This is a genomic window from Allosaccharopolyspora coralli (genome assembly GCF_009664835.1).
Taxonomy (GTDB): Bacteria; Actinomycetota; Actinomycetes; order Mycobacteriales; family Pseudonocardiaceae; genus Allosaccharopolyspora; species Allosaccharopolyspora coralli.
In genome coordinates this window covers 2,587,495-2,612,627 of sequence record NZ_CP045929.1, presented here as the reverse complement: position 1 = coordinate 2,612,627, position 25,133 = coordinate 2,587,495, and the positions used below count along the sequence as shown (strand labels likewise).

The following is a 25,133-nucleotide window of genomic DNA, read 5'->3' as shown; positions in this document are numbered from 1 at the left end:
CCGTGCTGTCACTGATCGTCTTCCTCCCGCTGGCCGCTGCGGTCGCCCTGGTCGCGGTGCCGACATCGGCAGGACGTCGCGTGTTCGTGTGGAGCTGGATCGCGATCACGGCAGCCGATTTCGCCCTGGTCGTGGCGGCCTGGATCGGCTATGACGCCGGAACCGGACTGGCGTATGAGCAGAACCTGCGGTGGATACCCAGCGCCGGAGTCGGCTACCACATCGGTCTCGACGGTCTTTCGCTGCCGCTGGTCGCGATGACCGCGCTGCTGTTCCTCGCTTGCGCGGTCTACTCGCTGCCGAACACGCAGCGAATCAAGAGCTTCGTGCTGCTGTTCCTGTTCCTGCAGACCGTGAGCCTGGGGCTGTTCACCGCACTCGATTTGATCCTGTTCTTCGTCTACTTCGATCTGTCCATTGTGGGCATGTACTTCGTGATCGCAGGGTGGGGACACGGGAACGCACGCCAGTCGGCGCTGAAGTTCTTCCTCTACACCTTCATCGGCTCACTGGCGTTGCTACTTGGGTTCATCGGGCTGTACCTGGCTGCCGAGCCCCACACGTTCGACATCGTCGAACTCGCCCGGGCGAACCCGCTGGCGGGCAGCGGCTCCTACGGTGCGCTGGTGCTGCTCGCGATCGGCGTCGGACTCGCGGTCAAGACCCCGACCGTGCCGTTCCACACCTGGTTGCCGCCCGCGCACACCGACGCCCCAGCCGCCGGATCGGCGATCCTGGCCGGGGTTCTGCTGAAGATGGGCACCTACGGCTTCGTCCGCATCGCGATGCCACTGCTTCCCGACACATGGCGCCACTACGCGGTCGTCATCGTCATCATCGGTGTCGTCTCGGTGCTTTACAGCGCGCTCGTGGCGTTGGCCCAGGAGGACTTCAAACGGATGGTCGCCTACACCTCGGTCAGCCACATGGGCTACATCGTCCTCGCCGTCGGCGCCGCGGGCATCCTCGCCGGTAGTGATGCGCAAGCGCGTTCGTTGGCCGTGACCGGGGCGGTGACTCAGATGGTCAGCCACGGCCTGCTCACCGCCGCGCTGTTCCTGCTCGCCGGGATCTTCTACGACCGGCGCCGCACCTACGACATGGGCGCCTACTCCGGGTTGGCCGGTCCGGCGCCGGTCTTCGCGGGGACCACGGCGCTGGTCGCCTTCGCCTCCTTCGGCCTGCCCGGATTCTCCGGGTTCATCGCCGAGTTCCAGATCTTCACCGGAAGCCTCGCCTCAGCCACCGTGGCCACCGCACTGGCGCTGCTGGGCATCCTGATCACAGCCGGACTGTTCCTGCGGGTCCTGCATCGAGTTTTCCTCGGAGAACTCCAGGTACCCGATGCTCCCGGTGCGGCCAGCGGGTTCACCGACCTGCGTCCCAGCGAGGCCACCGCGATCCTGCCACTGCTGGGACTGGCCATCGTCATCGGTGTGCTGCCACGCTTCCTGCTCGAGGTGATCGAACCCGCCTCGACGACGCTGATCGGACTGGTCAGCCGATGAACATGAACGAAAACCCCGCCGCGCTGATCCCCGAACTCGCGCTGGTCGCCGGAGCCGTGCTCGGACTGTTGCTGGGCTCCTGGCTGCCACGGCACCGGCAATGGTGGGTGCGCGTGCTCGCGACCATCGCCTGTGCCGTCGGCCTGGCTGCCACCGCCGTCGCGATGCGCGCAGTCCCCGAGACGGTGTTCGGTGGCAGTTTCGCCGTGGACACGGCGACCAACGCGGTCCGGTTCATCGTGCTGGCCGCCACGCTGCTGGTGCTGTGCCTGTCGATCGACACAGTCGACTCCCATCACCGGGAAACCGAGTTCTACGTCCTCGTGCAACTCGGCGCACTCGGCACGATCATGCTCGTCGGCGCACTCGACCTGCTGCTGCTCGTCGCGGCCTACCTGCTCGCCTCCCTGCCGCTGTACGCGCTCGCCGGGTTCGCCAAGAACGCGCGGGGCACCGAGGCATCGCTGAAGTACTACCTTATGGGGGCCTTGTTCGGGGTCTTCATGCTCACCGGCGTCACCGTCCTCTACGGCGCCGGCGGGGCCACGGACTACGCCACGCTGGCCCGCACGCTGCCTGGCGCCTCGCACGCCGCGGTCGCCATTGGCGTGCTCGCCGTCCTCGCGGGGCTGCTGTTCAAGATCGGCGGGGTGCCCGCGCACTTCTGGGTCCCCGACGTCACCGAAGGTGCCACGACACCGGTCGCCGCGTTCGTCACCACAGTGCCCAAGATCGGTGCCCTCGCCGCCGCCTACCGGCTCGTCGCCGAGGCACTGCCCGCGGTCAGCCTCGACTGGCCACTGCTGATCGCGATCCTGGCGACCCCGTCCATGACACTGGGCAATCTTGCCGCGTTCTTCCAGGACAACGTCCGCCGCCTGCTGGCCTACTCCACGATCAGCCAAGTCGGCTACGTCCTCATGGCCGTCGCGGTCGCCACCCGCAGCGATCTCGCGCTGCCCGCGCTGCTGTTCTACTTGGCCGCCTACGCCGTGACCAACCTGGGCGCCTTCGCCGTCGTCGCAGAACTGCCACACGCGCTCCGGATCACCGACTACCGCGGTCTCGCCCGGCGACATCCGGGACTGGCGGCGGTCCTGATCGTCTGCCTGCTCGGCCTGGTCGGAACCCCGCCCACCGCAGTGTTCCTCGGCAAACTCGAAGTCTTCGCTGCATCGATTGACGGCGACCTGACGTGGCTGGCGGTCATTGCGGTGGTGAACACCGTCGCGAGCCTCTTTTACTACCTTCGCTGGATCGCCTCCACCTTCCTCGCCGCTCCCGACCGGGAGCAGAACGCGTTGGTTCCGGCCGGACGGTTCGCCGCGCTCGGTGCCTACACGGCCGGAATCGCCTCCCTCGCCCTCGGAGTCGCAGGGGGCCTCGTACTCCCCCTGATCTCCGGCTCGTTGCTGCCGTAGCGGAAACTGCACGCTCGGTCGGATTCGGAACCTCAACACCGCAGGAAGCAACGGCCGCCGACCAGACTTCCGGCACCCCGATCGAGAATGTCCTGCTTATCTAGGGCGAGTATCCGGGACGCCGCCGGATGCCGATCGCCGTGTGTGGTCAGGTGTGTCTCATGGCGAATCGGTTGATGCGGTTGGTTGATCCCGCGTTCGGTCAACCTTGCGGCGTGCTAGGTCGACTCGGGGGCGCAGCAACAGTCCGCCCCTAGACGCAACATCTAGGGGTCTGCTTGTTGAGTCGCGGTCCATAGTGGACGGCATAGGGAAACTAGGGGGGATCGTAGACAAGTGGTTGGCGTTGTCGTAGCCTTGCCGCGACCTTCATGGGTCGCTGTCGGTAACGGTTCGGGGGCCGTTGGAGTGACCCATGCCACTAGAGCAGGCCGGTTATGTGACAAAAGGTAACCATTCGGACGCCCGCGCAGCATCCGCGATAGCAGCAGAACAGGGTACTTGCGTGCAGGGCTCGCGGTCACCAGCGCTGTCGTGTGGGCGACGTCCGCGGCGAAGCGACGGGTCATTCGGCGTCCGGGGGGACCAGCGAGCAAAGGCAGCGCAGTGGCCGCTCGGTGTGGGATCTGGGTGCCCGGAATCCGTTGCGTTGCAGTGGCGGCGCCTGGCTCTGCAGCTCCTCCGCACGTTCCCTCCGGAAGGCCATACGTGAGACCCCACCAGCAGAATCATGCCAACTCAATGTCCAGCATGACTATGGGTCGCTCCAGTGACCGGACGGCGGATCAACCGCCGAAGTTGATCGAGAGTCGGCGAAGGCCGGTCCGGCCGTCCAGTACTGCGGGGGCTTACGTGACGATGCTGGCCGTGGTGGGCGGAGCAGCGACTGCTGCGGGCCTGGCGACGAGCCACGAAGCGCAAGCGGAGCATCCCGACACTCTCGACAAGGAGAGCGTGACACTCGTCGCATCCATAAGCCACATCGCGTTCGACCAGCAAAGCCAAGCGGGCGCGGAATCAGCCCGGTCGAGGCTGCTGCCTGCAGAGACCGCAACTGGTGGAAATGCGTCACCGGAGCTTGTCGAGCTCAACAAGAGTGTGCGGATCAAGGAACAGCGAGCGGCGGCAGACGCCGAAGCGGCCCGGCGGGAAGCTGAGGAGCGGGAAGCCCGGCGCAATCGAGTGGTGTGGCCGGTCGAAGGGCTGGTGACGTCGAAGCCGGGTTCCCGGTGGGGTACGACCCACTACGGTCTCGATATCGCGAACAGCATCGGGACGCCGATCCAGGCGGTCAAGCGTGGCGTCGTTATCGAGGCCGGTCCTGCTAGCGGCTTCGGTTTGTGGGTCCGAGTTCAGCACGAGGATGGCACGATCACTGTCTATGGCCACATCAACCAAGCGCTGGTGAGCGAAGGCGAGCGCGTCGAAGCCGGCGACACCATCGCGGAAGTGGGCAACCGCGGCCAATCGACCGGCCCGCACCTGCACTTCGAGGTGTGGGACGGCGATAGTCGCAAGGTCAATCCGCTGGCCTGGTTGCAGAGAAACGGGGCAAGTCCGTCACGGTAGGACAGCTACGCGAGGCTCACGGTCGGCCGTCGGTGGCTGAGCTCACCATTCGGCTTCCGAGCAATGGTGATGGGCGGCGGGTTCGACCTGGATGGTCGGGTAGCTGACTCCATAGCCGTGAAGAAGAAGCTGTTGGGCACTGTCGACAACGGCGTGGTGATCATTTCCGGGCGTCTCGGCAGTGACCAGTCGCCCCTCGGCTCCCTTGCGGATCAGGACAGCTTCGGAAGTACAGGGCCATTGGGCACGACGAGGGTGTCGCCAGTTCGCACGGGACGCTGCGTGAGCGGTGCGTGGCGGAGCGTCTTTGATTAACGCGTGCGTGCGGTGATCTGGTCGGCGAGGTAAGCGGCGTCGTTCTTGACGAAGCCGAGCAGCGCCGAACCGGTAGTGTGCAGCCACGGCAGCCCGAGCACGTACAGGCCAGGTGCCGGTGTCACGCCACGCTGGTGGCGTAACCGGCCTGTGGCGTCGTCCTTGGCGGCAGGGATGTCGACCCACGAGTGGTCCTGCCAGAACCCGGTCGCCCAGAGCACGGTGTCGACATCGAGCGACGTGTCATCAGCGAACTGCACCGTGCGGCCAGTGGCAGCAACGACCCGTGGGCGAAAGGTCACCTCAAGCTCGCGTAGCTGCTTGGGAGAGATCCCGATGACGGTCTGGTCGTTTTCGCGCATACGCCGTCCCAGCCCGGAGTCGGCCTTGACGTTGATCAGCCGGGTGACGACCTGCCACCAGAAGATATCGCGGCCCAATGGCCGCTGCGGCACCGATACGTTATGCCTGCCCACCGCCAGGTCGACTGGATGAGTGGCTGCGAGTTCGGCGGCGATTTGATATCCGGAGTTGCCCCCGCCGACGACGAGAATCCGCCCTGCTGGCAAGGCAGTTGGGCTCTGATACTGGCAGCTGTGCAGCTGGGTCACCCTCGCGTCCAAGCCGGAGGCCACAGATGGGATGTACGGCACCTGGAACGGGCCAGTCGCCAGGACAACCTGGTGGGCATGTAACCGCCCTGCCTCGGTTTCGAGTACATAACCGGCGACTTTGTCGTCAGCGACGACACGCTGCACCCTGGTGTTAAGCCGAACCGGTAACTCGTGGCGGCGCGCGTACTCGGCCAGATAATCCGCGACCTGATCCTTAGCCGGATAGGTATCCGGCGGGGCGGGAAACGGAGTTTCCGGCAGCGAGCAGTACTGCGCCGGAGTGAACAGACGCAGCGAATCCCACCGCGAAGCCCACGTGCGGCCAATACGGTCACCAGCTTCAACGAGTACGAACCGCAGCCCCGCCGCACGCAGCTGATAACCCAGCGCCAGACCGGCCTGCCCGGCACCAACCACCACAACGTCATACCGCTGGCTCGCGGCGTCGGGATCAGCCATCGATTCATACTAGGCAACCCAAATCTGCACCACTACCGGTGGTGTCGAACCGGCCACGCCCAGCCGAACATCAGGCCGTTGTGTCTCGCAAGCAAACGGCTCAGCGAGACGAGCTCGGAAGGTCGAGGCGCTTGTTCATATCCAGGCCGAAGAGTCCGTAGGGATCGATGTTGGACCAGAACAGCAGGGTGTTGACGTGCGCCAATGCCGGCTGGAGCCAGGCGCACGGCCAGCGTGGAGACTTCAGCGGACTTGCGGGCGGGGCCGGTGAGTTGGCTGTTTTGCCGTAGATCACGCCGCTGCCAGAGTCCGCGCAGATCCGAGCGGAAGGCGCCCACATCGAGGTGTGAGGGAGCCGCGATCGTTCTCCCGCTTCCTGGGCAAAGCCCTGTCCGACGAGCTGGTCACCGGACACTGGCTTGTACTGGTCCTTGCGAAGCGGCTCAACCGAAAAGCGGTCCACCACTGGCGACTACGTCAACCACCAGTGGGCCGTCTACCTCTGGATCGATCTGTACGCCTCATCAGACTCGAAAACGTGCGGCGACATCTCGCAGGGCCAGTGCCAGTCGGTCGACGTGTTCGAGTGGCGTGAACAGCGCGGGAGTGACACGGACGCAACTGCCCTTCACCGGTCCATCCCGCTCCACCGTGAAGACCCGGTAGCGATCGAAAAGGTACTTTGCGATCGCAGCGTTGTCCTCCTCGGTTGTGCGGCCGGTGACTCGGAAACTTGTGATGGCCCCGTACATAGAGGGCTCGTCCGGAGTGAGGATCTCGATATTGTCGACGTCTTTCACCGCATTGACCCAGCGATCGCGTAGGTATTGCAGTCGGGCCTGCTTGTTTTCGATGCCGATCGAATTGTGAAAGTCAAGCGCGGAAGGTACCGACAGGACACACGCGACGTCACGGGTTCCCGACACCACTCTGGACCGGATATCGCTCGGCGGATGTGATTCATCGGCGTAAGTTACATCGATGGCGCTAAGCCTGTTCTGGCGAATGTACAGGAACCCGGTACCCAGTGGAGCGCCTATCCATTTGTGCAAGGAGAAGCCCACGAAGTCAGCGCCCAACTCGTCAATCGTGAAATTCAGCTGGCCCCACGAGTGCGCGGCGTCAACGATGACATCAATCTCGTGCTCCCGAGCCATGGCGACGATCTCGCGGACTGGTGTGGCCAAGCCGGTACGGTTGTTCACGTGACTGAGCAGCAGAAGCTTGACCCGCGGGTGATCACGAAAAGCAGACGCATAGGTATCGAGAACAGCTTGCCGCGTGGCGGGTTCAGGGATCGAGAAAGTGACAACGTCGACGCCTCGGCGGTCACCTAGCCAGTCCATGGTATCGGTCATGTCCGGGTAGTCGAGATCGGCATACATAACCGCATCGCCAGGGCCAAGATCGTGGTACCCACTAATCAAGTTCTGGAGGGCTTCGGTGCCACTTTGTGTCAGAGCGATCTCTTCAGTACGCGCACCGAGCTGAGTCGCGACCTCCTGCCTGATTGCTTCTGATTCTTTCTTATACGCGCCCCTGAGAAGGTGCGAATTCTGCTCGTTCAGTCGGTCTATGTTGTCGTGGAACGTGCGACGAACGGGATCGGACATGATTCCGTAGTAGCCGTGCTCGAGGTTGACGAACTCGTCGCTGACGGTGTACTGGGCCGCGATCTTGCGCCAGTATGGCTCGTCCCGTGCAACCTCGGTGGGGCTTTTTCCGTCTGGTGGGTTAGGCGTCCGCAGCGCAGGTGGGCTGGCTTGCGCGCGTGCCGCGGTGAGCGCCGGGGCCAGAGCACCGAGGCTGGCGACCATGCTGCGGCGAGATAGGACCATCGGGGACCCTCCGGTTCGATAGAGTCAGTGGATGAGCGACAAGAACTTCCCAACCTTGATGACGCGAAAAGCGTCGCCGCTAGCCGGGTCACCTCGGATAAATGCAAAGGACGGATGACGACGTGAAAACTATGCCATAGATTAGTTCGTTCATCCACGAGACAGGCTACCAATGACCGGACCTTAGTGGAACTGTTACTAAGGGTCTGAACAGTTTGGATCTTGGCTGACCTGCTGTCAAGCTCTCTCTTGTGGTGGATGAGTTGTCTGCGGCGGAGCGGAATCTGGACCCAGGGTCGCTTATTTCGCATGGTGGAAGCGATCATGTACGTGGCCATGCCAAACTCACAGTAACTGAGCCTATCGAGGGTCAAGACGTCAAAGTGAACTCATGCAAAGACGTTGGCGGGCCACTCCGCTCAGTCTTCGTCGAAGGTACGGAGCACAAGCCCTGGGTGGGGTTTGGGGCCAAATGCTAAGGCTTTTCGGGGGATCCGCACGCCTGCTGCGAGCGCACGCTTGACTTCCTCCTGCCGCGGCGGTGCGAGCAACACCGCCAGGCCTCCCCGCTGACGGACCTGCTGGACTGCTGTGGCTGCGTTGGCTTCGTAATGGATATGTCCTTCGCGTACGCGCCAAAGTGCCTGAATCAGGCCGGTGTGCAGTACCGCGACGTCCATTGTGTGTAGTGGTTCTGGTAGGTGCTGCAGCTCGCAGGCTAGGAAGGCACGATCTGGTGCGCTCAACAGGAACGCGCCCTGCGGGCTTACGATGACGAAGGCGGGGCCATGCAGTGTGTATTGCTTGAGTGTTCGTAGCCAGCCTGCAAGCTCGCCGCCAAGCGGCAGGATTCGGTACCGCGTTGCCGCCTGATTCAGAGCTGCGTGGGCGTCGACGCCAGGCAACACACGGTGAATCGGCGCTAGATGCAACGGGTTCTGCTCAAGGTCGACGAAGTACCCGGTGAGGTAGTCCCAAGGCCCCGGCCCGTATGCGGCGGAGTGCAGCTCGCGGCGGTACTGGCGGGCGGCGACGTGGCGGTGGTGCCCATCGGCGATGAACGTCGACGCTGTCGCGAGCTCCCTGGCAATATCGTTAAGTGCTTCGGACTCGGTGATGCGCCACAGACGATGTCGTTGGCCCTCCGCCGTGAGGGTCTCCGAAACAGGGGACTGGCGAGCAGCTGCGTTCAGCTGCGTGGTCACCCGGCTGTTGCCCGTGTAGCCGAGGAGGACTGGGTCGAGGTTCATCTGTCCGGCGCGAACGGTATCCAGGAGGTTGTTCGCACGGTCGGGACTGACTTCTTGGTGAGGGAGCAGATGGCTGTCCAGATGCACCCCGGCAATGACGCCGCGTTGAGAACCCCGCGGACCGGTCTGCTCGTAGACGTAGAATGCGTGCTGCCGGTCTTGGACGAGGGTGCCGCTGCGTTGCCAAGCACGCAGGGCGTTTCCAGCTTCGGCCGGGGCACAGCTTCCGGCATAGTGGTCCCACGGAGTGGCATACCGTGAGCCGAGGTCCTGGAGTCGGTGCGGGGCGAGGAGCCACCCTCGGAATGGTTGAAGTTGGACTCTGGCAGGCTCGCGGGTGCGGGCCGGGGTGCTGGATACCTTAGCGTGTGCATCGGAAGTACTGATCGTTGGCAGGACTATGGTTTCGTCCTCGTCTGCTTCGTCAGAGCTCTCCAGCGTTCGCTTCTCGCGTCGTGTGGCAACCAGCGCTAGCAGACATCCGAGCCCGCTGGCAGCGGCCATGGTCAGGACCGCTGAGGACACGGGCATGACTGCAACCAGAGATCCGGCGAGCAGGGGACCGGCTGACTGACCGATGAGCAGAAAGCTGTTGGCGGTGCCGACGTAGGAGCTCTTGTGGTCGTCAGGAGCGTGGTGGCTGAAGTGCAGGAAGAGTGACTGTGCGAGGGCAGCGAAACAGAATCCCTGCACGAGCCGGAGGGGGATGTAGGCGATTGGTCCCAGCGGAAGGCTGAGCACGGCGATGCTTGCGGAGATTCCGGCAGCGGCGATCGCAAACGTGCGTAGCGGGCGGTTGGTTCGGTCGTTGTGCTTGCCCCACCAGAACGAGCCGACCAAGGTTGCGCCCCACATCACTGAGTGCAGCACACCCGCCCACAGGCTTGCTGTGTCCGGTTCGGCAACAACGTCCTTGACCTGTTCGGCGAAGACAGGAATGAGGCCGTACGAACCGAAGTAGGCTCCGATCGCGGCGAGCGCCAATACCAGGGCGCTGGGAACGTGCAGTGCTGAGGAGCGACGCTCTCGTGTTCGGTGGCGCGTATCGGATGCCTTGTTTCTCGGACGGCCGCGTTCGGGCTCTTCCAAACCAATCGCACACGCCACCGCGATGACCGCTGCTGCCGCCGCGATGACCAGCATGAGCTGGCGTAGTCCGCCTGCTCCGACGAACAGTCCTCCCGCGATCGGTCCGGCTAGCGCGCCTGCTGCGGTGGCACTGAACGACTTTCCCAGCGATGAGCCCCGCTTCTTGTCGGCTCCGGCTGAGCCCGCGAATGCTGCGGCGGCCTCAACCACGCCGCCGAGACTGCCCTGCAACAACCGACCGACGACCAAGAGCACCGGTGTGGTCGCGGCGGCCATCACCACCATAGCCGCGACGAGGCCGAACAGAGCCCGGACGACCATCCACTTACGTCCGACGCGGTCACCAAGTCTGCCCCATAGCGGGGTCGCGACGGTCAGGGCCAGTGCCGGGGCGGCGATGGCCACCCCGGCCCAGGTCTGGGTTTCGGTTGTTCCGCGGGTGCCCATGTCCTCGAGGTAGAAAGGCATGATCGGCACCAGCATCATCAGGCCGGCGGTGTTGACGAACTGGCCGGCCCATAGCAGGAGCAGGTTCCTGCTATGGGCGTCAGGCCGTCGCCTGCGGTGTTGCGAAGCTGCGGGTGGCCGGGGTTCCCGCTGCAACGTCCGCGTCACGATGTCACCGTGTCGGCGACTTCCTGGTTCTGCCACGGCTCGCTCAAGCTGGCCACCCAGTTGTCGTCGTAGACGAGGTCGAGGTAGCGCTCACCACGGTCGGGCAGCAAGGTCACGATGCGAGACGGGCGATCGAGTCGTGAAACAAGGTGCTCGATTCCCGCGACTACTGCGCCCGACGAGCCGCCAGCGAAGATCTTTTCTGTATCGAGCAGGCGGCGACAGCCTGCTGCTGACTCGGCATCGGCGACGTACACGATGTCGTCGATCGCGGAGCGATCGAGGATCTCGGGGACCCGGCTCGCTCCGAAACCAGGAAGCTGCCGAGGTGCCGGAGGTGCGCCGAAGATCACTGACCCCACCGCATCGACCGCGATGACCTTGAGATGTGGGTACTCTTGCCGTAGTCGACGAGCGATGCCTTGGATCGACCCGGTCGTCGACACAGCAGCGACCAGGTAGTCGACGGGCCCGTCGACGGCTTCGAGGATCTCCTCACCGGCAGTGTCGTGGTATGAGCGCCAGTTGAGGTCGTTCGCGTACTGGTTCACGAGGACCGCATTGGGCATCGAGTTGACCAGTTCTCGTGCCCGCCGGACACGAGTGTGCAGGTAGCCGCCCGACTCGTCCGGCTCGTCGACCATCTCGACGTCAGCACCGAACAGCCGCAGCAGCCGCAGGTTGATTGGCGACGTCTTGGGGTCGACGACTGCGGTGAACGAGAGCCCGTACAGGCCGGCCGCCATCGCGAGGGCGATGCCGAGGTTGCCGGACGTGCTCTCTACGAGCCGCGTACCCGGACGCAGCGTGCCCTCGTGCAGACCTTGCTCGACGATGAACCGGGCGGGCCGATCCTTCATACTGCCGCCAGGATTGAGCATCTCCAGCTTGGCGATCACTTCGGCATCGGATTCAGGGAAACAGCGGTCGAGCCGGACCATCGGGGTAGCGCCGACACAACTGACGACCGAATCATGGATCACTTCGGGGCCTCCTGAGGCCGCCCGATACGTCGATGACGCAACGGGTAGCTGAATGGTGAACGAACAGCGAGTGACAACCGCGGATTGGGTGATCCGAACGGGATCTTTGCGAACAAGACCGTGGCATCAACCAGAAATCTGTCGGATGTGCTCGAGAAGCTCGGGCACATAGGGCGCCTACCGACTAAGACAGCCCTTCAGATTCTCAGCTCTTACTCAGGCTGCTCTAGCTGATTTCTCAGGTTGGTTCCGTAGGAAACCGTACCGAAAGTTGCCGATCCGGCGATCCCGACTTCGACATGAATCACGTCAGCCATACGCGGTGGAGTGATAGGAGAACGGTTCCCGATGGCCGCCAGTGTGGTCGTGAGGACCACGGTCCAGCCGGAGCCGCGTGTCGGCGCAGTACAAGAACGGCGCCGATCAGTGGTGCGACGGCCAAGGTCAGCGCGAGCCAGGAACTCAGATCCGCTAGCTCCTCCGCGGCCGTCCGGTTAGGCGCGACGCACGCCCCATGGGAGTCCACCTCGCAGAGCGGAGTTCCGTCATGGCGATCGTGTGCGGGCTCGCTCGGCTGAGACTCGGGGACTGCTGCCTCGGGTGGGGCGCTCGGCGCCTGAGGCTGGGCACTGACGCCCGTGTCCTCGACCGCAATACGGGACACGGTCGCCGTGTAGGCCGGCTGGATCACGCTCGAGAGCAGGCCAAAATGGACGAAAACGAAACCAAGCAGCAAGAAAGGTAGCGCGACCAGCCCCCATCTCCGGCATGGTCGCGCGATCGCTTTCTGCACGAGCAACATGCTATACGTGAATGCGAGGACAAGCGAACGCATCTGTTGCCGTCTCACGCCATCGGATGGTCGCTGCGGACGGTCGACGAAACGTAACGCGTCGGGAACGTGAACGTCCGTTTGAGTAGCCTTGGCACGGTGGTATGGCCGTTCCTGTGTAGACCTCGATTGACCTGTACTAGCCACTCTAGTAGCTGGACCGACTATCGATCGGGGCGGGTACGAGTGACTCTCATTACAGGACTATTATCGTCGATAGGGACATTGGGTTCGGTAGCTGAGGTGGATCATGAATGGATGCAGGTCATCTCGGCAGCGCTATGGTCGTCCTGGTCGGCAGTGGCGGCGCTGCGTCTGGAGGATCGGGTTCTGCTGTGGCGGTGTACCGGCGGACTAACCTGACGGTGCGCCACTCCGCGGCGCACCGGGTGATTGAAGCTCCCACCGTTGCTGGCGCCGGTGCGCACGCGACGGATGATCAGGTCGCGCGTCGAGGTTGCCCTGCTACCGGTACTTGACCAACCTGCAGGGCGCCATCGAACGTCGACACCCGCCTCGTGGTCGCCGCTGAGGCCCGCAACCCGGCAACGGCAACGACTGCACCGTCTATCGCGAGTCCGGCACCGAGCGTGCCCTGGCCGGACGATCGGTAATGGCCGACAGCGGCAACCAGGCAACACCGGCGTGCCGACGGCCTCTGACCGCCTGGCAGGAAGAGCGCATCACCCACCGCACAGTTCGGGCACGGGACAAACACGCCTTGGCCGGAATGAAGCGCTGGAAGATCCTGCGCGACTACCGACGCGTGGCCGACACGCTGGCCGGCACGGGGTAACCGGTAGTACACGCCGAAAAGTCAACGCTCAGCTCTGTTTTGCCAGTTCAGAGACGTGGTTGAGTGGCCTTGCGCTCGTGGATGTGGGGTGCTCCCCGGCCTCGGCGTTCGCTAAGACGGACTTCACATCGCCGTTCAGGTCGAGGGAGTGGACGTCCTCGGGTGTAGCCGGCGGGGCCGGAGCCCACGATGATCACGTTTCGGACGTCGTCGCCGGTCACTGGGTGGTTTCCTTTCCGCCCACGAGCTCGGTCAGGAGCTGTTGCACGCGCGTGTCGATGTCGTCGCGGATGACGCGGACGGTCTTGAGGGGCTGACCGGCGGGATCGTCGAGGTGCCAGTCGAGGTAGCGCTTGCCGGGAAAGACCGGGCATGCGTCGCCGCAGCCCATGGTGATGACGACATCGGCGGCTTCGACTGACTCGTAGGTCAGGGGCTTGGGGAACTCCTCGGTGAGGTCCAGGCCGATTTCGTCCATGGCGGTGACCACCGCTGGGTTGATGGTCTCGGCCGGTGCGGAGCCGGCGGAGCGGACGGTGACTGTGCCTTGGGCACGGTGGGCCAGCAGCGCGGCGGCCATTTGCGAGCGTCCGGCGTTGTGCACGCAGACGAACAGAACTTCGGGGGCAGCGGACACGAGGTCTCCTTGGTTCTTCGCGGTGGCGGTCAGCCGCTCATGGGCCAAGCGTGTCGCGAGTGTGGCGAGGTAGGTATGCACCCGCGCCGTGGCGTTGAGCGTGGTGTAGGACTCGGTGACCACGGCGCGGATATTGGGTGTAGATCGGCGGCGGTTCGGTTGAGGAGTTCGGCTAACTGGGGATTCCTCAGCCGATGTTCCTCGGTGTCGTGGCGGTGGCTAGGTGGTTGGTCGGGCATGGTCGGCCTCCGAGGAGGTGGGGGTGAACCAGCGGCGGGCGGCCAGAGACACGTAGACGAGCCCGACGAGGACGGGGACCTCGATGAGGGGGCCGACGACGCCGGCGAGGGCTTGGCCGCTGGTGACGCCGAAGGTGGCGACGGCCACGGCGATGGCCAGTTCGAAGTTGTTGCCGGCGGCGGTGAATGCCAGCGTTGTCGACCGCTCGTACGACATCCGTAGGCCCTTGCCGAGGGCGAAGGTGCCCGCCCACATGATCACGAAGTAGATCAGCAGCGGCAGCGCGATACGGGCCACGTCGAGAGGCTGGCTGGTGATCGCCTCGCCCTGCAGGGAGAACAGCACGACGATGGTGAACAGCAGCCCGTACGGCGCGATCGGGCCGATCTTGGGCAGGAACCGCGTCTCGTACCATTGGCGGCCCTTGGCGCGCTCGCCGAACCGGCGGGACAGATAGCCTGCGATCAGGGGGATGCCGAGGAAGATCAGCACGGATTGGGCGATCTGCCACGCGGAGACGTCGAGTCCGACTTGGGGCAGGCCGAGCCAGCCGGGGAGCACGTTGAGGTAGAACCAGCCCAGCCCGGCGAAGGCCAGGACCTGGAACACGGAGTTCAGTGCCACGAGCACGGCGGCGGCCTCACGGTCGCCGCAGGCCAGGTCGTTCCAGATGATGACCATGGCAATGCAGCGGGCCAGCCCGACGATGATCAGCCCGGTGCGGTACTCCGGCAGGTCGGGCAGGAAGGTCCAGGCCAGTGCGAACATGACCGCCGGGCCGGCGATCCAGTTGATCAGCAGTGAGGACACCAGCAGGCGTTTGTCGCTGGTGACGGTGTCCAGCCGGTCGTAGCGGACCTTGGCAAGGACCGGATACATCATCACCAGCAGCCCGATGAAGATCGGCAGTGACACTCCGGAGACCACGTGCAGCGAGTTCAACGCGGTGTTCAGCCCGGGGATGAACCGGCCCGCCAGCAGCCCGAGCACCATGGCCGCCCCGATCCACACCGGCAAGAACCGGTCCAGCACCGACAGGCGCTGGACCACTGTGGTTGCCGGTTCTTCCACCGTGTTGGTCACTGCGGCACCTTTCACTCGTGGTCGTTATCGGCGAGGCGGACACACTCCGCTCGCCGTTACTTCTTGCAAGTCAACTCGCGCCGTGCCCGACGTTGTACTGCGATCCGGCGGTGCCAGCGTCATGGCAGATCACCGCAACGAAGATCGCCGGTCAGGCCGTCATGGGCGTGACCGGGGCGGGGCCCAGCACCGACGTCAACTGCTGCAACGTTTCCGGCAGCACCCGGTAGTAGATCCAGGTACCGCGCCGCTCACCGGTGATGATCCCGGCCTCACGCAGCACCTTGAGATGATGCGAGATCGTCGGCCCGGACAGCTCAAAAGCCCCGGTCAGATCGCACACGCACGCCTCCCCGCCGGCGTGGGCGGCGATCAACGACAGCAGCCGCAGCCGCACCGGATCACCCAAAGCTTTGAACACCGCCGACAGGTCCCCGGCCTGCTCGGCCGACAGCGGCTCCCCCGTCGTCGGCGAGCAGCACCACCGCTGCGGGCCCTGCGCTTGATTCGACATAGCTCTATCTTGACAGTCATCAATGCAGTGGGCAACTCGCCGTGCGGCGGGGCACAGGTCACCGGCGGGGCATCATCCGCCGGTGACGAGCGCGCTCAGCTGCTCCACGCCGACCGGGGCTGTGGCGGTGAAGGGCAGCACGGCGGTGCGTGGGGCGTGTTCGGTGGCCACCTCGGTGAGGTAGCGCCGTTCAGAACCGACCCGAGCCACCAGCAACGGGTCTGTCGGGCCGGCAGCGGTCAGGCTCTGGTTGACCACCCACCCGTAGGGCTTGATGCCGGCGCGGGCCAGATCGGCTTGCAGAGCCGCCGCCTCGTGCACCGGCGTGGCCTCCGGCAGGGTCACCAGCAGAATGCGGGTGAAGTCTGGGTCGGTCAGCCGGTTGAGTAGTTCGACGGCCTCGGCTGGTGGTTCCTGCCTGGTTTGCTGTGCCAATTGCCGTTGGTAGCTGCGGGAGGCGTCCAGCAGCAGCAGCGTATGCCCGGTCGGAGCGGTGTCGACGACGACGAACCGGTCGGCGGCTGCGGCCACAGTGCGGGCGAAGGCATGAAAGACCGCGATCTCCTCCGTGCAGGGGGACCGCAGGTCCTCGAGGAGCAGCCGTCGCCCCTCGTCGTCGAGGTGGGCCCCGGCCTCGGCCAGCACCGAGTCGGTGTAGGCGGCCGTCTCGGCGGCCGGATCGATCCGGGTGATCTCCAGGTTCTCGACCTCCGGGCCGATCGCCGACGCCACGTGGGCGGCCGGGTCGGTGGTGGTCAGCGTGACCGGATGGCCTCGGCGAGCCAGCGCGACGGCGAGGGCCGCGGCGACGGTGGTCTTGCCGACCCCGCCCTTGCCCATGGTCATGACCAAGCCGCGACCGCTTGCTGCGATCTCGTCGACCTGCTCCGCCAATCCCGTGCTGTCACCGTCCACCACCGGGTTGACCTCCCCCGTGTTGGGCTCGGCCAGCAGTGGCGGATCGAGCATGTCGCGCAGACCCGAGATGCCCATCGGCAGGCTCGGCAGCAGCGGCACGCGGTCGACGTCGGCGATCTCGGCGAGGTCGGTGGGCATGTTCGCCAGCGCATCCTGGGCGCGCTGTTGCCATGCGGCAGCCAGCGGATCATCCAGGCTCAGTGCGGTGAACTCGCCGTTGACGACCAGCCGCTGCTCGGTGATGCCCAGTGCCCGCAGTTCCGCGGCGGCCCGGGCGGCTTCGGACAGAGCGCCGGTCTCGGGCCGGGTGACTAGCGCGATGGTGGTCCGTGCCGGCGTGGCCAACACCCCCATGGCCTCGGCGTAGCGCTGCTGCTGGGCACCCAGTTCCGACAGCGGTCCGAGGCAGGAATCGCCGCCGGGGTTGGTGACCAGGAAGTCCGACCACGCGCTGGGCAGGCTGAGCAACCGCAGCGTGTGCCCGGTCGGGGCCGTGTCGAACACGACGTGATCGAACCGTGCGGTGATGTCCGGATCGGTCAGCAGAGCAACGAACTCGTTGAACGCGGCGATCTCCACCGTGCAGGCCCCGGAAAGCTGCTCTTCGATCTGCCTGATCGCCGAGGCCGGCAGACTCTCCGATACGGCCCGATGACCTTCTCCCGGTACTGGGCCGCCGCAGTCTCCGGGTCGATGTTCATCGCCCGCAGCCCGGCCACCTCGGACACCGGCACCGGAGACTGCCCCGCCTGCATCCCCAGGACCTCGTCGAGGTTGGACGCCGGATCGGTGCTGACTAGCAGGACCCGGCGACCCGCATCGGCCAACCCGATCGCCGTCGCCGCAGCCGTCGAGGTCTTGCCCACGCCCCCTTTGCCCGTGAAGAACACGAACGGGGTGGCGGCATCGAGCAAGCCACCGAGCACCCGGCCGATGTCCGCTCCTGGCATCTTCAGCACTCCCCAGGCCCGCAGCCGCAGCCACCGTCAGCGCCGGACTGCTCAACGATGGGCACACTGGGCCGCTCGGTGGCCATACCGGTCCAGACGGCCAGCTCCACCCGGGTCGGATACCGACCGGAACACTGCAGCGTGCCGTCGACCAGCACCGCCGGCAGTGCCTTCTCGCCCTGTTCGGTGAGCAACGTGCTGACCGCCGTGTTCTCGGTGAACTTGCCGGGCTCGGACGCCAAACCGAAACGCTGCACGGTCACTCCAGCCCCACCGAGCCAATCCATGTCGGCAGCGAACTGGGTCAACGCCGGATCCACCGACGGACCGCACACACCGGTGGAACAACACATCGCCGGGTCATACACCTCGACCACAGACATCCTTCAGGCTCCCTTGACGCGGACACAGGCGCGGGCGGCGGTCAGCGACCACAGCCACGCCGCACCTTATTTCGACAGGTCTCTATGTTGACAGCTGTCGAGGCAGGGAGCAAACTACAAGTATTGGTTCGAGAAGCATCTAATCAAGGAGTAGCGATGTCCCGGATCCAGCTGGCTCTGCGGGTCGGTGACCTGCAGGGGTCGATCGAGTTCTACAGCAAGTTGTTCGGCACCGAGCCGGTCAAGCTCCGGCCGGGCTACGCCAACTTCGCCGTGGCCGAGCCGCCGCTGAAGCTCGTCCTCCTGGAAGGCGAGTCCGGTCAGGACACGGTGATGGACCACCTCGGTGTCGAGGTCGCCGACAGCGACACCGTCCACGACGCCACTCAGCGGTTGTCGGAGCTCGGCCTGTTCACTCAGGTCGAAGACGACACCACGTGTTGCTACGCCACCCAGGACAAGGTCTGGGTACACGGGCCCGGTCGCGAGCCGTGGGAGGTCTACGTTGTCAAGGCCGACTCAGCAGAGTTCGGCCAGGACAGCCTTGCCACCGAACCGGCAGAGTGCTGCGGGTCGGAGTGCTGCACCACCGAGACCACCTCGGCAGCAGCCAGCGCCTGAGCTGCCCGTCGGTGTCCCAACCCGTGCCGGGGCCCCGACAGCATTGACCACGAACACCGCACGTCGCGCGGTCGTCTCGGCGCGATCGGATGGTGGAGGACAGGAGCGGGCAGCGCTTGCGCGCGTTGGTGTGGCTCCGAGCAGGTCGCGTCAACACGTCTTTGTCGCTGGCGGTGGGAGGAAAGTGGGAGGACGTAGTTGTCGCGCGGTGGGTTGTACTGCGCCAAGCTGCACCCAGGTGAATAGCCGCTACCTGGGGATTCTCCGTCTGCGCAGGTCACCGTCCTGTGTGGACTGCTCTGGCAGTCAAGGGGTCAAATCCCGCCGGCCGCTCTCACAGGACCGGTTGGTGGATCCGGACGGGATCGCGACGAGCGTTGTGTTCGTGACCTTTGGTGCGTCCGGAGCAGCCCGGGTGGACGTGTTGGATGGTCGTCGACAGCGCCGATTGAGGAGCAGCGCTGGGAGGGACGGCTTCCTCCTGGCCGAGTCAACACGGGCGAATCGAGGATGCTTGCTTAGACGATGTCTCGTTTGGATCTTGGGTGCTGATAGGGGATGATCATCCATTGTGGATGCGTTGTCGCGAAGGCTTGTTCCTGACGAGCTGTGGGAGCTGGTGGAGCCGTTGATTCCCGAGGTCAAGGGCCGTCCGCAGGGCGGTGGTCGGGCTGCGGTGGATTCGCGGAAGGTGTTCACCGCGATCGTGTACGTAGTGACCAGCGGGTGTGCGTGGCGGTATCTGCCGCCGTCGTTCGGGGTGACGGTCCCGACCGCGCACCGGTGGTTCGTGCGCTGGACCGAAGCCGGGCTGTGGGCCCGGATTCATCACGCCGTCCTCGACGAGTTAGGCAGCCAGGGCCTGGTCGACTGGTCCCGTGCCGTGGTCGACGCCGCCGCCGTGAGGGCCAAAAAAGGGGCGGCATGACCGGACCGAGTCCGGTTGACCGGGCGAAACCCGGCTCGAAACTCCACGTCCTGACCGACGTGAGCGGGCTGCCGTTGTCGACCGGGATCTCGGCGGCTAACACCGCCGACGGGTACGCGATGATTCCGCTGGTCAACGCGCTCCCGGCGATCCGGTGCCGGCGCGGGCCGCGTCGCCGGAAACCCGCCAAGCTGCACGGAGACAAGGCCTACAACAGCGCGGATCGCCGCCGCTGGCTCCGTGACCACGGCATTCGTCCTCGTCTGGCCCGCAAAGGCGTCGAGTCCAGCGAAAGGCTCGGTCGGCACCGTTGGGTCGTCGAACGTTCTTTTTCCTGGTTGTCCGGCTACCGCCGCCTGACCCTGCGCTACGAACGCCGCGCCGACACCTTCAAAGCCTTCCTCGCCCTGGCCGCAATGCTCGTCTGCTTCAAACGCCTCCAGAAGACCAAATGAGACATCGTCTTAGGTCTGGGCGGTGTCCCTTAGTGTCTGTGGCATGGAGATGAATCCCCGGTTCGGGGATCGCTCCCACTGGTGGGGGTTCAAGTCCCCCTCGGACACGCACACTATTCACCCGGCTTACTGGTTGGATAGTCACATTCGCAGTACGAGCCTCGCTCTCGTAGCGAACTTGCAGGCCAACGGCCGTGTAGAGGTTCGCCAAGCTGTCCGGTTTCTCTCGGGACAGCGCCTCGCCTACGTCGCCGAGAGAGAATCGATCATCGCGTGTACCTCGGCGTGACCGAGGGCGTTCGGTGCGGGCGCGCTCTCCAGTTCGGCTTTCGCGGCTGCGCGCTGCGCTTGGGCATCGTTGATCACCTCGACCAACGCGGCGGGTCTACTCCTGACTCGATAGCGGCTTGGCAGCGCCGTAGCCGAGCCTCGGTATCGGCGACCCGCTTCTTCAGCTTCTCGTGATCCTTGGGACACGCGGACGGCTCGTCCTGGAAAGTGACCAACGCCGCCACGGTGCCGTCCACGTTGTCCGGGTGGAAGAGGTATCCGAGCCAACCGTTGACAGCGTCGCGAATGAGGTCCTCGCGGAGATATACCGCCGGGGGATGGGATGCCAGGACCGCCGAGCCGGGTGCCAGCGTGCGGGCAGGGCAGCGGTAGTACATGCCGTGTGCGCGAGGGCTGCCTTCCATCTTCCGTTCGCACGCCGCGCAACGGTGGACACGCTCGGTCCGCTGCTGGCTTTGGCCCCGGTGCGCAAACGCTGTACAGATCAGGTCGCGATCGTGGACGGCACGCTGGTGCCCACGCGGGACCATCGATTGGCTGCGCCGTCGAAAGACGATCGGTACTCGACCAACCTGCAGGTCGCTATCGACGCCGACAGCCGCCTCGTGGTTGCCACCGGTGACTAGCAGCCGGGTAACCGCAACTCCTGCACCGTCTATCGGGAATCCGGCATCGAACAGACCCTTGTCGGACGGCCGGTGATCGCCGACGGCAGCGAGTGGCAAGAAGATCTCAATGCCACCCACCGACGAGTCCGAGCCCGCGTCGAACACGCCCTGGTAGGCATGAAGACCTGGAAGAGCCTGCGTGACTACCGACGCGCCGCCCACACCCTCGCCGACACCGCCTCCGGAATCGCCTACCTCCGCAACCTCGCCCTCACCGGCTGACCGCAAGCCCCACCACACCACCAGAAGATCAATTAGAAGACAGCGTTTAGGGTCAATGGCTGCGCTCTCGTTCGATCTGCCAAGAACTGACATCGGCAATGGGGCCAATGCAGGATCTGATCACCTCGCGCGAGTTCGTATCACCCCGTACAGCGGAAGGATCCGCTGGTCAGCCACGTGGCGAAGGCGACGTCGAAGGGTTGGTTGGGCGTGGAACGGAACACGACGGCCCTCCACGGTGAACAGGTAGGTGTTCGAGCGTGGGTGTGCCGGGCTTGGCCGAGCGAGGCACACCCACGCCGATCTCGTCGGCTCAGCGCCGCGCGGCGGTGTACTGAGCCACCGAGTCGAACACGAACTCCGATCGCAGTGCGGCGTAACCGGGTTTGATGACCTCGTCGATCAGCGCGAGGCGCTGGTCGAACGGGATGAAGGCGGATTTCATCGCGTTGATCGTGAACCACTGGAGATCGTCGAGTCCGTAGCCGAAGTGCTCGGCCAGTTCGGCGAACTCGCGGGTCATCGAAGTCTGGCTCATCAACCGGTTGTCGGTGTTGACCGTGACCCGGAAGTTCAGCTGTCGCAACAGGGCGATCGGGTGGTCCGCGAGCGAGCTGACAGTGCCCGTGTGGACGTTCGACCGGGGGCACATCTCCAACGGGATGCGCCGGTCCCGCACGAAGGACGCCAGCCGTCCGAGCCGGGTGCTGCCGTCCTCAGCCACAGCGATGTCCTCGACGATGCGGACTCCGTGGCCGAGGCGCGCGGCGCCGCACCACTGGATGGCCTCCCAGATGGACGGCAAGCCGAAGCCTTCCCCGGCGTGAATGGTGAAGTGGCAGTTCTCCCGCCGCAGGTACTCGAAGGCGTCGAGTGACCGGGTGGGTGGGAAACCCGCTTCCGGCCCGGCGATGTCGAAGCCGACGACACCGTGGTCGCGGTACTTCACCGCGAGCTCGGCGATCTCCTTCGCCCGGGACTCCTGGCGCATCGCGCACAACAGCACACCGACGCGGATATGGTGTCCGGAGTGACCCGCACGGGCGGTGCCTTGGCGGAAACCGTCGAGGATCGCTTCGACTACCTCGTCGAGCGACAGCCCCTTGTGGGTGCTCAGCTCGGGCGCGTAACGCACTTCGGCGTACACGACGCCGTCGGCCGCGAGGTCCTCCGCGCATTCCGCGGCCACCCGGCTGATCGCGGCAGCGGTTTGCATGATCCCGACCGTGTGCACGAATCGTTCCAGGTACTCCTCCAGCGACCCGGCTTCGGTCGCCGCAGCGAACCACTTCGTGAGGCCGTCCACATCGGACGTTGGCAGCGCGTCGTATCCGGTCAGTTCTGCCAGCTCCGCCACTGTCTTCGGGCGTACTCCACCGTCGAGGTGGTCGTGGAGTAGCACCTTCGGGGCACGCTGGATCTGGTCGGGGGTCGGCACATCGTGCACGACGGTTACCTCCTATTCGTTCGGTTGTGATGCGGGTTTGATGAGAAAGGCGGTGATCAGAGCGAGGGCCACGAAGGCGGCGGACGACCAGAGCGCGGCGTGGAAAGCACCGGACGTCGGTGGGCCACCACCGGTGACGGCGTCCACGACGCTGGCGGCGACGGCGATGCCCAGGGAGGCGCCGATGCCGAAGCACGCTCCGTTGAGGCCGGGCACGGAGCCGGGCTTGTCCGCGGGGGCGGACTCGACGGCCAGGCCGGTCAGCGCGGTCAGGCTGTATCCGGTGTAGGTGATGCCGAGGACAGCCAGTGCGGCGAATACGGCCCAAGGGGCTCCGGGGAAGAGCACGAGCGGAACGAAAGCGGCGGCCGTGCCGATGACACCGATCAGCACCGAACGTCGCCAGCCGATGCGAGGTGCGAACTGCCCGGCTAGGGGAGCCGCGATGACACCGAGGGCGGACGCCGGGGCGAGGAACAGGACGGCCGAGGTGGTGGCCGACATCCCGTACCCGGCGTCTGGGGTCTGGGTGAGCAGCGGAATGGTGAAGTTGAGCATCCCGAACACCCCGGCCAGCGTGAACACGGTCGTCAGCAGCAGGGGCCAGACTCGGCGGGACGCCAGGGCCGAGGTGTCGATGAGAGCGTCGGGATTCCCTCTCTCCACGCGGGGGAACAGCACGAGGCAGAGCAGCCCGCCGACCAGGAGGACGAGAGGGCCGGGAGAGACCCAGCCCGAGTTCCCGCCCTCGTTGAGAGCGAGCAGGACGCCGGTGAGGCCGACAGCCAGCAGGCTGGCTCCCTTCCAGTCCATCGTGCCCGGGCGCGGCACGTTCGTGGCAGGAACCGAGAAGTACACGACGCCGATAGCGACCAGCGTGAGCAGCAGGCTGAGCAGGAAGATGCCGCGGAACCCGACGGTGTCGGCCACCGTGCCGCCGACGATCGCGTCCACGCCGGCGATACCGCCGTTGACCGCGGTGATGATGCCGAGCGCACGCCCGAACTTCCCGGGCGACAGCAACTCGTGCAAAATCAGGTAAGAGAGGGCGAACGTCGCAGCGGACAGGCCTTGCAGCATCCGGCCCACGATGAAGATCTCGATGTTCGGGGCGAGCGCGCATACCGCCTCGCCAAGGATCAGGAACAGTAACGTCGTGAGCAGCATTCGCCGTCGGCCCAGGTAGTCGCTGAGCCGTGCAATCGTGATCTGTCCGATGGCGGCGAACAGGAAGAACAGGGTCTGGGCGAGTCCGGCCGGCCCGCTGCTTGTGTGCAGTCGCTCCATCACGTCGGGCAGCGCGGGTGCGAGCATGGTGGCGTTGATCTGGTAACCGGCGACCGCGAGCACCAGGGCCGTCAGCAGGCTGGCGTGGCGTGCTGGTGACGCCGTGGCGAACGACTGGTCATGGACCGTCGTCATGAGGAACCTCCACCTTGAGAGGTCGGGTGCGGAGGTCGGCCGCGTACTGGTGGGCGGCGACGTGGAGCAGTAACGGTCTTCGTGTGTGACGGGGCCGACTTGTCAGACAAGTGACTCGGTTGAGGGAAGGGTTTACCGCTTCACGCTCGAGGAGTCAAGGGTCCGGGTGCTGGTGACTTCCTGCCCGTTTACTTCCTGAACGCATCGCTCCGAAGTCTTGACGGAAGTCAGGATGGGTTCTTTACTTGTCTGACAGCAACCGTACTCAGGGGGTGCGCACCGTGGCGGGCAGACGACCGCAGCGGCGTCCAGTCGTGGAGCTTTACGAACGAATCGTCGACGCGATTCGTGTGGGGACCTATCCGGCGGGTTCGACGCTGCCGTCCGAGCCCGAGCTCGCCTCGTCGCTCGGTGTGAGTAGGCCGGCACTCCGGGAGGCGCTGATCCTGCTGCAGGAGGACGGCGTGATCACCGTTCGGCGCGGCGTGGGCAGGACCGTCAGCGACGGACCCGCCCGTCGTGGTTTCGAGCGGTTGCAGCCGATCGAGAGCCTGCTGGGTGTCGACACCGCCAAGGTTCGGCCTCTTGTGCGCGACATCGAGGAGCCGACCGACCTCGTGATGCAGCACTTGCCGGTCCCGGCTAGCTGCGAAGTGCGTTTCTGGGAGAGCGTCGTCGACGTCGAGGGCGTTGCGGTGTGCCTGGTGGAGGAGTGGTCCGTCCACGACGAGGCGCTCGCCGCGGTTGATCCCGCGTTGGTCCAGGCACTGGAGGACGGGACAGCGCAGCCGCACACGATGTTGCACGCGCTCGCGTCCGCAGATCCCGGCCTGCCGCTGAGCGGGGCCAGTACTGTCACCGCGACCGTGCTGGGCCGTCGGCGCGGGTTGACGTTCGAGCGCTCGCCGGACACGCCCGTCGTCCTGATCACCCAGGTCGTCTCCGTCGACCGCATGCCCTTGCTGGCGACCAAGTACGTGTTGCCCAGTGGGGCACCGGGCATCGCCGTGCGGCAGTCGCGATGAGGCATCGCGTCACCGATCCGCTGTCAAGGAGAAAGGCAAG

At 65.3% G+C, this 25,133-nt stretch carries 21 protein-coding genes and 1 pseudogene; 8 read left to right on the top strand and 14 right to left on the bottom strand.

What is annotated here, in order from left to right; translation table 11 throughout:
* The first annotated feature begins 2 nt into the window (after positions 1-2).
* The 3 genes from GIY23_RS12375 (at position 3) to GIY23_RS12365 (ending at position 4,498) form a co-directional block, all read left to right on the top strand.
* Positions 3-1,508, top strand: coding sequence for a complex I subunit 4 family protein (locus tag GIY23_RS12375; RefSeq protein ID WP_154076798.1), 1,506 nt, complete (start codon positions 3-5; stop codon positions 1,506-1,508).
* Positions 1,505-2,929, top strand: a complete 1,425-nt coding sequence (locus tag GIY23_RS12370; protein ID WP_154076797.1) for an NADH-quinone oxidoreductase subunit N — start codon at positions 1,505-1,507, stop codon at positions 2,927-2,929. Before GIY23_RS12375 ends, GIY23_RS12370 begins: the two co-directional genes overlap by 4 nt.
* A gap of 858 nt (positions 2,930-3,787) precedes the next feature.
* Complete coding sequence (locus GIY23_RS12365; RefSeq protein WP_228717728.1) at positions 3,788-4,498, top strand: M23 family metallopeptidase; 711 nt, start codon at positions 3,788-3,790, stop codon at positions 4,496-4,498.
* 311 nt (positions 4,499-4,809) lie between these two features.
* Here the strand turns inward: GIY23_RS12365 and GIY23_RS12360 are convergent, their stop codons facing one another.
* From GIY23_RS12360 to sbnA, 5 genes are all read right to left on the bottom strand, one after another.
* Entirely contained in the window at positions 4,810-5,886 is a 1,077-nt protein-coding gene (locus tag GIY23_RS12360; protein ID WP_154076796.1) for a flavin-containing monooxygenase, read from the bottom strand.
* A gap of 100 nt (positions 5,887-5,986) precedes the next feature.
* Complete coding sequence (locus GIY23_RS12355) at positions 5,987-6,349, bottom strand: hypothetical protein (protein ID WP_154076795.1); 363 nt, start codon at positions 6,347-6,349, stop codon at positions 5,987-5,989.
* Positions 6,350-6,410: 61 nt separating this feature from the next.
* A complete protein-coding gene (locus GIY23_RS12350) occupies positions 6,411-7,703 on the bottom strand; it encodes an aminotransferase class V-fold PLP-dependent enzyme (protein WP_222850138.1) in 1,293 nt (430 codons plus the stop codon).
* A 440-nt stretch (positions 7,704-8,143) separates the two neighbouring features.
* Complete coding sequence (locus GIY23_RS12345) at positions 8,144-10,678, bottom strand: MFS transporter (RefSeq protein ID WP_154076793.1); 2,535 nt, start codon at positions 10,676-10,678, stop codon at positions 8,144-8,146.
* A complete protein-coding gene (gene sbnA, locus GIY23_RS12340) occupies positions 10,675-11,661 on the bottom strand; it encodes a 2,3-diaminopropionate biosynthesis protein SbnA (RefSeq protein ID WP_154076792.1) in 987 nt (328 codons plus the stop codon). The genes GIY23_RS12345 and sbnA overlap by 4 nt, the downstream gene beginning before the upstream one ends.
* Positions 11,662-13,106: 1,445 nt before the next feature.
* Between sbnA and GIY23_RS12335 the strand changes: the two genes are divergently transcribed.
* Positions 13,107-13,289, top strand: coding sequence for a hypothetical protein (locus GIY23_RS12335; protein ID WP_154076791.1), 183 nt, complete (start codon positions 13,107-13,109; stop codon positions 13,287-13,289).
* 217 nt (positions 13,290-13,506) lie between these two features.
* On the opposite strand, the gene GIY23_RS12330 is transcribed toward GIY23_RS12335, so the two are convergent.
* The 6 genes from GIY23_RS12330 to arsD all read right to left on the bottom strand — a co-directional run bounded on the left by GIY23_RS12330 (position 13,507) and on the right by arsD (position 18,014).
* The gene (locus tag GIY23_RS12330; RefSeq protein WP_228717252.1) at positions 13,507-14,049 is read right to left on the bottom strand and encodes an arsenate reductase ArsC; all 543 of its coding nucleotides are present in this window, start codon (positions 14,047-14,049) and stop codon (positions 13,507-13,509) included.
* Between the two features lie 96 nt (positions 14,050-14,145).
* A complete protein-coding gene (gene arsB / locus GIY23_RS12325; protein ID WP_228717251.1) occupies positions 14,146-15,249 on the bottom strand; it encodes an ACR3 family arsenite efflux transporter in 1,104 nt (367 codons plus the stop codon).
* 151 nt (positions 15,250-15,400) lie between these two features.
* Positions 15,401-15,763 carry an ArsR/SmtB family transcription factor gene (locus tag GIY23_RS12320; protein ID WP_154076789.1) on the bottom strand — a complete coding sequence of 121 codons (363 nt, stop codon included), beginning with the start codon at positions 15,761-15,763 and terminating at the stop codon, positions 15,401-15,403.
* A gap of 72 nt (positions 15,764-15,835) precedes the next feature.
* Positions 15,836-17,260, bottom strand: coding sequence for an ArsA-related P-loop ATPase (locus tag GIY23_RS12315; RefSeq protein ID WP_323844893.1), 1,425 nt, complete (start codon positions 17,258-17,260; stop codon positions 15,836-15,838).
* Positions 17,221-17,631, bottom strand: coding sequence for an ArsA-related P-loop ATPase (locus GIY23_RS23305; protein ID WP_323844891.1), 411 nt, complete (start codon positions 17,629-17,631; stop codon positions 17,221-17,223). Before GIY23_RS23305 ends, GIY23_RS12315 begins: the two co-directional genes overlap by 40 nt.
* A 2-nt stretch (positions 17,632-17,633) precedes the next feature.
* The gene (gene arsD / locus GIY23_RS12310; RefSeq protein ID WP_154076788.1) at positions 17,634-18,014 is read right to left on the bottom strand and encodes an arsenite efflux transporter metallochaperone ArsD; all 381 of its coding nucleotides are present in this window, start codon (positions 18,012-18,014) and stop codon (positions 17,634-17,636) included.
* 156 nt (positions 18,015-18,170) lie between these two features.
* Here arsD and GIY23_RS12305 point away from each other — a divergent pair, with 156 nt between their 5' ends.
* Positions 18,171-18,635 carry an ArsI/CadI family heavy metal resistance metalloenzyme gene (locus GIY23_RS12305; RefSeq protein ID WP_154076787.1) on the top strand — a complete coding sequence of 155 codons (465 nt, stop codon included), beginning with the start codon at positions 18,171-18,173 and terminating at the stop codon, positions 18,633-18,635.
* A gap of 568 nt (positions 18,636-19,203) precedes the next feature.
* A protein-coding gene (locus GIY23_RS12300; protein WP_154076786.1) for an IS5 family transposase occupies positions 19,204-20,018 on the top strand; the annotation gives its coding sequence in 2 pieces (ribosomal slippage) (positions 19,204-19,552 and positions 19,552-20,018; 816 coding nt in all).
* 362 nt (positions 20,019-20,380) lie between these two features.
* On the opposite strand, the gene GIY23_RS12295 is transcribed toward GIY23_RS12300, so the two are convergent.
* The gene (locus GIY23_RS12295; protein WP_154076785.1) at positions 20,381-20,713 is read right to left on the bottom strand and encodes a hypothetical protein; all 333 of its coding nucleotides are present in this window, start codon (positions 20,711-20,713) and stop codon (positions 20,381-20,383) included.
* A 9-nt stretch (positions 20,714-20,722) separates the two neighbouring features.
* Between GIY23_RS12295 and GIY23_RS12290 the strand changes: the two are divergent.
* Positions 20,723-21,199, top strand: a pseudogene (locus tag GIY23_RS12290) (transposase); the annotation flags it as partial.
* A 313-nt stretch (positions 21,200-21,512) separates the two neighbouring features.
* Here the strand turns inward: GIY23_RS12290 and GIY23_RS12285 are convergent.
* Both GIY23_RS12285 and GIY23_RS12280 read right to left on the bottom strand, forming a co-directional pair.
* Entirely contained in the window at positions 21,513-22,646 is a 1,134-nt protein-coding gene (locus tag GIY23_RS12285) for an adenosine deaminase (protein ID WP_154076784.1), read from the bottom strand.
* A gap of 12 nt (positions 22,647-22,658) precedes the next feature.
* Complete coding sequence (locus tag GIY23_RS12280; RefSeq protein ID WP_154076783.1) at positions 22,659-24,068, bottom strand: MFS transporter; 1,410 nt, start codon at positions 24,066-24,068, stop codon at positions 22,659-22,661.
* Positions 24,069-24,313: 245 nt separating this feature from the next.
* Here GIY23_RS12280 and GIY23_RS12275 point away from each other — a divergent pair, with 245 nt between their 5' ends.
* Positions 24,314-25,093: a GntR family transcriptional regulator gene (locus tag GIY23_RS12275; protein ID WP_228717250.1), complete on the top strand. Its 780-nt coding sequence runs from the start codon at positions 24,314-24,316 to the stop codon at positions 25,091-25,093.
* Positions 25,094-25,133 lie beyond the last annotated feature (40 nt).

Coding starts and splice junctions, on each gene's coding strand:
- GIY23_RS12280 (WP_154076783.1), bottom strand. CDS start 24,068: ATGACGACGGTCCATGACCAGTCGTTCGCCACGGCGTCACCAGCACGC.
- GIY23_RS12335 (WP_154076791.1), top strand. CDS start 13,107: ATGGCCGACAGCGGCAACCAGGCAACACCGGCGTGCCGACGGCCTCTG.
- GIY23_RS12295 (WP_154076785.1), bottom strand. CDS start 20,713: ATGGAAGGCAGCCCTCGCGCACACGGCATGTACTACCGCTGCCCTGCC.
- GIY23_RS12350 (WP_222850138.1), bottom strand. CDS start 7,703: ATGGTCGCCAGCCTCGGTGCTCTGGCCCCGGCGCTCACCGCGGCACGC.
- GIY23_RS12370 (WP_154076797.1), top strand. CDS start 1,505: ATGAACATGAACGAAAACCCCGCCGCGCTGATCCCCGAACTCGCGCTG.
- GIY23_RS12365 (WP_228717728.1), top strand. CDS start 3,788: ATGCTGGCCGTGGTGGGCGGAGCAGCGACTGCTGCGGGCCTGGCGACG.
- arsD (WP_154076788.1), bottom strand. CDS start 18,014: ATGTCTGTGGTCGAGGTGTATGACCCGGCGATGTGTTGTTCCACCGGT.
- GIY23_RS12360 (WP_154076796.1), bottom strand. CDS start 5,886: ATGGCTGATCCCGACGCCGCGAGCCAGCGGTATGACGTTGTGGTGGTT.
- GIY23_RS12320 (WP_154076789.1), bottom strand. CDS start 15,763: ATGTCGAATCAAGCGCAGGGCCCGCAGCGGTGGTGCTGCTCGCCGACG.
- GIY23_RS12305 (WP_154076787.1), top strand. CDS start 18,171: ATGTCCCGGATCCAGCTGGCTCTGCGGGTCGGTGACCTGCAGGGGTCG.
- GIY23_RS23305 (WP_323844891.1), bottom strand. CDS start 17,631: ATGCCAGGAGCGGACATCGGCCGGGTGCTCGGTGGCTTGCTCGATGCC.